The 7,385-nt window shown below is 45.0% G+C and carries 8 protein-coding genes (1 of these 8 only partly in view); all 8 read right to left on the reverse strand.

Annotated features, from left to right (window positions below):
• A protein-coding gene (locus BGO59_RS24110) for a LysM peptidoglycan-binding domain-containing protein (RefSeq protein WP_293687525.1) crosses the window boundary here: on the reverse strand, positions 1–639 show its 5' end (the start). The gene continues 1,731 nt to the left of window position 1, outside the view; 639 of the gene's 2,370 nt are visible here — the first part of the coding sequence; its start codon is at positions 637–639; its stop codon lies beyond the left edge, outside the window.
• Positions 640–748: 109 nt separating this feature from the next.
• Positions 749–982, reverse strand: a complete 234-nt coding sequence (locus BGO59_RS24115; protein ID WP_293687526.1) for a hypothetical protein — start codon at positions 980–982, stop codon at positions 749–751.
• Positions 975–2,162: a DUF6371 domain-containing protein gene (locus BGO59_RS24120; RefSeq protein ID WP_293687528.1), complete on the reverse strand. Its 1,188-nt coding sequence runs from the start codon at positions 2,160–2,162 to the stop codon at positions 975–977. Before BGO59_RS24120 ends, BGO59_RS24115 begins: the two co-directional genes overlap by 8 nt.
• Positions 2,163–2,327: 165 nt before the next feature.
• Positions 2,328–3,947, reverse strand: a complete 1,620-nt coding sequence (locus tag BGO59_RS24125) for an AAA family ATPase (protein ID WP_293687530.1) — start codon at positions 3,945–3,947, stop codon at positions 2,328–2,330.
• Between the two features lie 12 nt (positions 3,948–3,959).
• Positions 3,960–4,391 (reverse strand): VRR-NUC domain-containing protein, encoded by a 432-nt coding sequence (locus BGO59_RS24130; RefSeq protein WP_293687532.1) that lies wholly within the window; start codon positions 4,389–4,391, stop codon positions 3,960–3,962.
• A complete protein-coding gene (locus BGO59_RS24135) occupies positions 4,388–4,771 on the reverse strand; it encodes a helix-turn-helix domain-containing protein (protein ID WP_293687534.1) in 384 nt (127 codons plus the stop codon). The genes BGO59_RS24130 and BGO59_RS24135 overlap by 4 nt, the downstream gene beginning before the upstream one ends.
• 108 nt (positions 4,772–4,879) lie before the next feature.
• A complete protein-coding gene (locus BGO59_RS24140; RefSeq protein WP_293687536.1) occupies positions 4,880–5,752 on the reverse strand; it encodes a hypothetical protein in 873 nt (290 codons plus the stop codon).
• Positions 5,753–5,754: 2 nt separating this feature from the next.
• Positions 5,755–6,993, reverse strand: a complete 1,239-nt coding sequence (locus tag BGO59_RS24145) for a site-specific integrase (protein ID WP_293687538.1) — start codon at positions 6,991–6,993, stop codon at positions 5,755–5,757.
• Positions 6,994–7,385: the final 392 nt, after the last annotated feature.

The following is a 7,385-nucleotide window of genomic DNA, read 5'->3' on the forward strand; positions in this document are numbered from 1 at the left end:
GATCTGGTAGCTGCTACCCCGATTGCCGCCACGCTGGAGTTGCCGGGAGAACCCAATAAGCGCCTGTTGAACGGCTGTAGGGAGTATATCGCCGGTGGGTTTAAGCAGGTTTATCTTGGCCGATGTTGAGGGGCCAGCCGTACTGAAACTGTTCATCAACTGGTTTTTTCCTTCCTGTAAACTACTCATATCGAGTATGCCTGTATTGAGGGCGCCATTGTCAGGAGTCGGGTTAACGGATTGAAGTTGGTTCAGCCGATCGGTGGGCAAACCTTCCCTGGCTGGGGTGATGCTGACAAGGCTGGCCAGGTTGCTCAGTAATCCAGACCGCGCCATTTCGGGGGCCAGATCCTCTTCGATGGTATTGAGCGCATCGGTTGCGCCTTGCAGCCGGGCGACTTTAGCATCCCGTCGGTTCATGCCCGCTACAATGCCCTGGCCTAATGCCTGTCCAGCGGCTGAGCCCAGCGGTCCGCCTAAAGCAGTACTGGCGATAGTGGTGAGCACCGGTACGGCCGTTTTGATGGCATCTCCCAAAAAGGTGCTGTCACCATTTCGTTTTCGAAACCAGGTCGGGGTTTGAAACTGGGGCAGGTCGGCTACCTGCGTGAGGGGTTGGAGATAATCGTAAATAGCCATGATTAAACATCATTTAATTAAATGAAGTAAGTTATCGGCTTCACGAAGAAGCTAGAAATGATTATTTACCGGATATGACCATATAGATCATTTATACGGGACTTAATCATTAGTTCAGGCGAGGAGCTAAAGGCAACAGATCATAGTACTCCAGGCACCCTTGCATAATGGCAATCAAGCGCATATTTTGATTAACCACTTGCTTATTTAGATCGGACAGTTGTTTATTCAGATCAGCCGTTTCCCTGGCTGTACGCAGGATACTCCGATACTCCTCCTCAGTCTGGTGTTGTAACTTTTTCCAGTGCCTCAATTCTTGTTGTAATTGCTCAAGTTCAGTCATAATTTAAATATTTTTCCAGGGTGGTGATTTTCAGACTAGGTATGGCATTTGGTTCAATTGGCTTATCCCAATCCGGTGGATAACCCTGCCAGTCAGCTAATAGACAGTCAGCAAGGTCAATCCCTTCCTGACGGCCAAGGTCAGTAACTATCTGTTCTAAAAAATTAGAAACATCGATCTGAAAAGCTGGATGATCTACATCAGCCTTACGGAGCTGCTCGGCTTTCCGACTCCAATTCAAATAGGCTTTTCCATACTTGAAGTCTTTTCCCAGCAGAGCAGCGTCGGGGAAAGCAATAATAGATCGACCAATCAGCGGTGCTAACCGTTCGGCATTAAGGTAAGACAGAGCCCCAACCGCCAGCCAAACATACTGGTCAAAATAGAGACTACATATCACGGCTGTTTTCGGAGCCTCAACTAGTGCAATGGGTTTATCTTTTGGTACCGTCACTAATTGCGGAAGCCCAAAAAGACAGGGCGAGAACTCCTTCTGCTCGATGTATGCCGTTAACCAGGCAGGGTAGGATTGTTTTTTCTGGGCTAACCGATAGGCTAAGGAGGTATGTACCCAATCGGTCTTAATACACTTTTTCCCTGCGGCATTGACATATTTAACGGTATGCCAGTTATCGTCAAATAACTTTATCTGCCCCCCTCGTTTACGGTTCTGCTCGTCGATATACCAAAAAACACAAGCCCCAGGCCAACGGCTAGACGTACCAATCTGAAACTGAGTCAAGGCTTGATTTGCGACTTGAGCACCAAAATGTCGACTTAACAGTCTGGCAAACTGATTACGTTCATAATGGCCTATTGACTGTTGAAATACATCCTCTGGAATGGAGTGAACTGGCTTCCCCGGCTGACTAACGGGTGGGTTCTGGCTGACGGACTGAAGATACGTTAAATGATAAGCAGGCTGCCTTTGCGTTTCTTCTTTCCAACATTGATACACTTCGTCAGCATAACTTAGACCAGATGGGCCTTTTGCATAAGGACTCAAGTGATAGCCACAATTCACTTCCCGATCGCAACGTCCATATAGTTCAGGCAATGGCTCATCACTTCGCGTATCGATGTAACGACTCAAGGTTCGACGATACTTGGGACTACAGTTGGGACAATCGCCTTTAATGGCTTTCTGAGGGAGTCGATATCGTAAGGAAGGGCTCGTCATACTATTTGTTCATCAATCGTCCTAACTGTCCTAACTGATTGTCCTAAGCGTCCTAAAAATCAATCGTACTAACCGTCCTAACCAATCATCCTAAGCGTCCTAAAAATCAACTGTCCTAACTGTCCTAATACCCCCCTATATATAGGGGGTATTCAGGACAGTTAATTAGGACGATTGAATCGTAATTTTTTCTGGGTTAAGTTGGTAAACGTCATACCGCTCTTTAGTCGGCTTAAACTTCGTTAGATAGCCATCAACTTGTAATCGATGAATCAACTGCTCTACTTTTGTCTTTCCTAAGGGCGAACCGACATACTCGGATGCCTCCATTAAATTAGTTCGTAACGCAGAAAAACGTAATGACTTATTTTCGGCAAATGCTCGGCGAACAAGGCTTTCCACCACTTCGGGCAATATACTACCTTTCTCTGCCCCAGCTCCTCTAGTTGACTTCCCTAGATTACCGTCTACTAAATAAGGCAGTCCGTCTTCATCGATGGAAAAAGCAAAAGGTTCAAACTCTTTATCCCGGCAATACTCAGCCGTTACAATGGATGACTCTTTATCGGCTGGGTCGCGACTTACTGACACTACAGTTTCTGCTTTATTGACTAGCTCACTGCCTAGATGTCCCCGGGCGTTATTGCTCGATTTGTTTTCGTGAATAATGGTAATTAGATGTGCACCGGTCTCTTCGGTCCATCGAAGTAAATCAGTAGCCCGATCGGTGGCTTCTCTACCATCATTGATATCAAAGGTTAGATCTCTAATTCCATCAATGATAATCGCTCCCAGATTGGTGGTATCATAAATCGCCACCTGGATTGCATTTAGCCGTTGACTGGGAGGATACTTTTTTAAGTGGAAAATCCGAAGGGTAGGTAACGTCTGCTGGCCAGCCAGTGTGGCAATTCGCCGAAGAATTCGCTTTACATGTCCAGCATGCTGCTCGGTATCAAAATATACAATTGAGCGCTGATTAGGAGGTAAACGTCCACGAATCTTCTGCATAACCGTATCGTTGGAGATTAAAGCAGCGACTAAGGCACTAACCAGGAATGTCTTACGGCTTTTCGCTTTACCAACAATGAGCGAGAAGTTACCTAGGGAAGCGAAGGTAGTTCCCTGCTCTCCAGTAACAATCTCCAGGCAAGGCAAAGGTTCCTCAATTACATCATCCAGTTTGATTTCAGCCTTGTTTAGCAACGCCCGGTAAAAGGTATAATACTCAGCATTTCCCAATGGGGCTGACCGTTCTTCCGTGCCCAATGGTTCTGATACTTGCTGATCAGATATGTTAGGCGTACTATTCGATACAGGACTCGATAATTCCCGATCTTTTGTCGGCGCAGGGGAAGTGTCATCCAGAATTGTAGTTGCATAGTTGTTGAACTGCTCTACAAACGAACTTCCCAAACCGGCTGAGTTTGGTAAACCAATAAGCTTACTCAGCCCTCCTGGCCTTTCTTTCTTCCGAAATGACTTTTGGTGTTCAGGCAGAATCCAGTAGTCAAAAAAATCATTACAAAAACCTTCCTGGTAGCCTGCTCGGCCCAATTCATTCCGGAGCTCATCGACGACAAAACTGGCGATGAGCGGTCGTTTCCGCTTGAGGTGATAATCAATCACTTGGGATTTGACAACAGTCGGTAAGGTCTCAATTTTATGCACCGATAGTCGCTTTGTATCAGGGTCATTAAGCTGCTGTCGAAGTTCGTTCCACTGAGCGTCATCCATCACGAGTTGTCGATCATCGAGTACTGACATCGTCTGATTAACTTGCATGGCCTGCTTTGATTAGAGAAAAGGTGGCCGGGTAAATTCCTCGTACCAGGAGAAAAACTGCTCGAATGAATAAACGACGACAAAGAAGCCAAGGGAGGATTCGATTTGACGAGCAACGTCTTTTTGCTGTTGACTGAGCTTATCAGCACCAATTTTAATTTCGAGGCCAACAAACCGTCCACGAATACAGGCAATAATGTCTGGGACGCCAAGTGTTGCACCAGAAGGTCGATACTTACCTAATTTCTCATCGTAAATTCCGCCAGTGTTGATTCTAGCACAGAAGTGACCATTAAGCTGTAGCCACGCCATGACACAAGTTGTCAGGCCATTGGCAGTCCTATCGGTGTATTTACTTCTGGGAATGCGACTCGCTGGAACATTGGGATATTTAGCAATTTTTGCATCGTCGGCTATTCGACAAAGGTGCTGAAGGGCGCTCATATCGATTGGCGTCCTCCTGTCCGCTGCTTAGATTGTTTACGACGATTCAGGCGAGTAGTAATTTGAATACGAGCTTGTTCCTCTAATTCTTCATTTGTAGCCTTACGGCCATTCTTTACCCATTCTGTAAGCTCAGAAATGAAAAAATATAGATTGCCTGTTCCGTCTGGTTTATGATGAGGAATCTTTTTTTCATAAACAAGACCATAAACTGTTGCTTCTTTCTTATTGAGAAAGGCAGCAGCTTCTTTTACGCTGACAGGTCGTTCCTCGGTAGGAGTCGATGGTTGCGTGAGCTGATCAAGTCGATTAAGGATAGCCTGAGCTAATCGGACAGCATCACTAGCATCATTTTGGAGTTTTTGAACATCAAGTGTCATACATCGGCTGGTTTATCGAAGCCGATGGCAAATAGACGGGAAAAATAATATCCGGATCAAGGACTGCTACCACAATCCGGATACTAAACGGATACAAAAATTTTAGACTTATTTAGATTCCTTACCCTTTCGAAGTTTTCTCTCTAAATAAGAGATACCAAACTCTTCTAAAGATTTTCTTTGAAAAAACTTGGGTATTTCCCTACTCAATTTGGACGCACCTGACACGGGTACAGCTTCGGCTTTTATAAATGCATCAGCAAATTGATTTACTGTACAACTAATAGTTATTTTGGTTATAGGTATCTCTCCTTTACAAATCAAATCTTCCAAAGCCTGATGTTCTTCTTTTTCAATGTATTTGCGTAAGCTTTTATTTAAAACTTCTCTAGCGCCAGGTACAATTGTTAAAGGGTGATTTTTTGAGTTATCCTCTGTTTTTCCTGATCGTCCAGTATCTTTCTGTCGATTTTCTTTACTTGAGCCTAAAGTAGTTTTGATCCAATTATCAATATGTTGACGCGTATGGATAAGTGCATCCATATAGGACTGGTTCTGCCGAAATAGCTTTTCTTGAAATTTTAGTCTGAGAGAATTTTTCTGATAATATTCACGAGCCTCCTCCTGCTGATTGTTATCTATCTTGGCTAGTACCTCTTCCTGCAAATCTGCTTCTTGCCTTTCGTTGGTCCGCTTCTTTTCCCAGAACGCTTTACAATACGTCTCTCCTTCTTGCATATGATCAGCATCAAACTGATTCTGCGCCTGTTTGTAATAAATAATCTTTTCTCGCCATTCTGAATCGGGCAACGACTTATATTCCCTGTCAATAAGAACTCTTACATCGCTAGCCATAAGATGATAATTCTGAGGCAAACCCTCTAATACATACCAGTCAGCGCGACCAGTAAACACTAGTCGTAATGTCTTGATATAAGCCCGCATTTGCTTTAAGTACTCATCAAAGAAGTTATTCTGCATAGCTAATTAGGCTTTTTAAATCCGGTCAACACACTAGCGTATTGTTGCTTCACATCGTCCTCAAAGCTATCCAGGTAGTTCTTGGTGGTAGCGACACTTTGATGGCCCAGGCTTTCACTGATAAATTCGGTTGGAGCACCTGATCGCTTTAGAATAGTTGCAAACGAGTGGCGGGCCGTGTAGGTTGTCACATCCTTCTCTACTCCAACTGCTTTGGCAATCTGTCGGACATAGATGTTTGTCATCTTAACGAATTGTCGGATTTTGCCGATTTCCTGTTGGGGAGTCAGCCCTGGCGATAGGATTGAAAAAATATATTGATTTGGCTTGATTGGCCGCTGTCCCCATCGATCAATAATCGCTCGTACCTCATCCGTTAAGGGGATACTAATCGGCAAGGCATCCCGCTTGGTACGTTGGGTCTTAGCCCGTACAAACCTGATATAGTTACCATCAATCTGGGAGTACGTCAATCGACCAATATCCTTCGGATTCATGCCATTACAGAGGTAGGAAAATAGCCACAGATCCCGATACCGTTCCTCACTACTCCCCTCCTCTGCTGGATAATTGTAAATCTTTTCGATATCCGAAAGCGTTAGCGCCTTCTTGATATTACGTCCGGCTGGTATCTGATAACGTCGCTTTGAGAATGGGTAAGCCTCCCGGTCAATAATACCATCCTCAATCGCCCGGTTGTAAATTGTCCTAAGGCTACGCAGGTAAATCCCAACTGTCGTTAATGCTCTCCCCTTCCCTGTCATCCACTGCTCAAAGCCTTTCAGCCAGGCAGGTGTTATCGCCGAAAATGGTAAAGGCTTCTTGCTGTTATGGTAAGCTTTCACAGCCGTCAGTCCATCTTTGTAGCTGTTGGCCGTTCCTGCCCTCCCCTCTTCCAGCAAGGCTTCTAAGTACTGCTCAAAGATCAATACCACGTTATCCGGGCGATCATTGGCACTCGTTGAATAGCGTTTCTCAAACTCCTCAAAACTAAAGACTGGCAAGGCCGTAATGATTCGTTCAGCACGGCGGCTAATAGTGCCAAGCATTGCCTTGGTATCCTTGATAAAATCCTCACGGGGTTTCAATGAGCTTACCTTCTTCCACTGCTCCGAGGTCAGGTTAATCTCTGTTGGGTAATACCGCTGTTGGCGCTGGTAGGTAATGCGTAGCTTGACGGGATAGGTACCGTCCTGCTTCTGTCGCCTGGTATCGAAATAGAAGTTTGCCGTTGCGCTCATGCTGCCAAATGCAAATAGTCAGGCAGGCCTTTTTCTGTGTCAGGCATGCGACTCATTTGCATACAAATTTGCATACACACTTCCGTAATTACCAGAAACAAGACGAAAACATTTTATATAAATATACCCATACTCACCGCATAGGCCTATTTTTACGTCGGACTGCTTTGTCCCATTTTCCTATAAAAACCGATTTGTAATCAGGATGCGCAAGCGCGTCGGGGGTTCGAATCCCTCCACTGGCTCTCTCAAAATAAAAAAGCACTCACGTTAAAACGTGAGTGCTTTTTTATTTTGGCTACGATGCTTTTCCGCAGGTTTCGTGGATCAAGGCCAATACTTGTGGAGGGCGTTGTATTTTTCTAGGTTTGTGGCTTCACCCAAGTCTAGCT

This window comes from Spirosoma sp. 48-14 (assembly GCF_001898575.1).
Taxonomy (GTDB): Bacteria; Bacteroidota; Bacteroidia; order Cytophagales; family Spirosomataceae; genus Spirosoma.

Excerpts from the sequence above, each read along its gene's own strand:
- BGO59_RS24115 (WP_293687526.1), bottom strand. The coding sequence starts at position 982 with ATGACTGAACTTGAGCAATTACAACAAGAATTGAGGCACTGGAAAAAG.
- BGO59_RS24120 (WP_293687528.1), bottom strand. The coding sequence starts at position 2,162 with ATGACGAGCCCTTCCTTACGATATCGACTCCCTCAGAAAGCCATTAAA.
- BGO59_RS24125 (WP_293687530.1), bottom strand. The coding sequence starts at position 3,947 with ATGCAAGTTAATCAGACGATGTCAGTACTCGATGATCGACAACTCGTG.
- BGO59_RS24130 (WP_293687532.1), bottom strand. The coding sequence starts at position 4,391 with ATGAGCGCCCTTCAGCACCTTTGTCGAATAGCCGACGATGCAAAAATT.
- BGO59_RS24135 (WP_293687534.1), bottom strand. The coding sequence starts at position 4,771 with ATGACACTTGATGTTCAAAAACTCCAAAATGATGCTAGTGATGCTGTC.
- BGO59_RS24140 (WP_293687536.1), bottom strand. The coding sequence starts at position 5,752 with ATGCAGAATAACTTCTTTGATGAGTACTTAAAGCAAATGCGGGCTTAT.
- BGO59_RS24145 (WP_293687538.1), bottom strand. The coding sequence starts at position 6,993 with ATGAGCGCAACGGCAAACTTCTATTTCGATACCAGGCGACAGAAGCAG.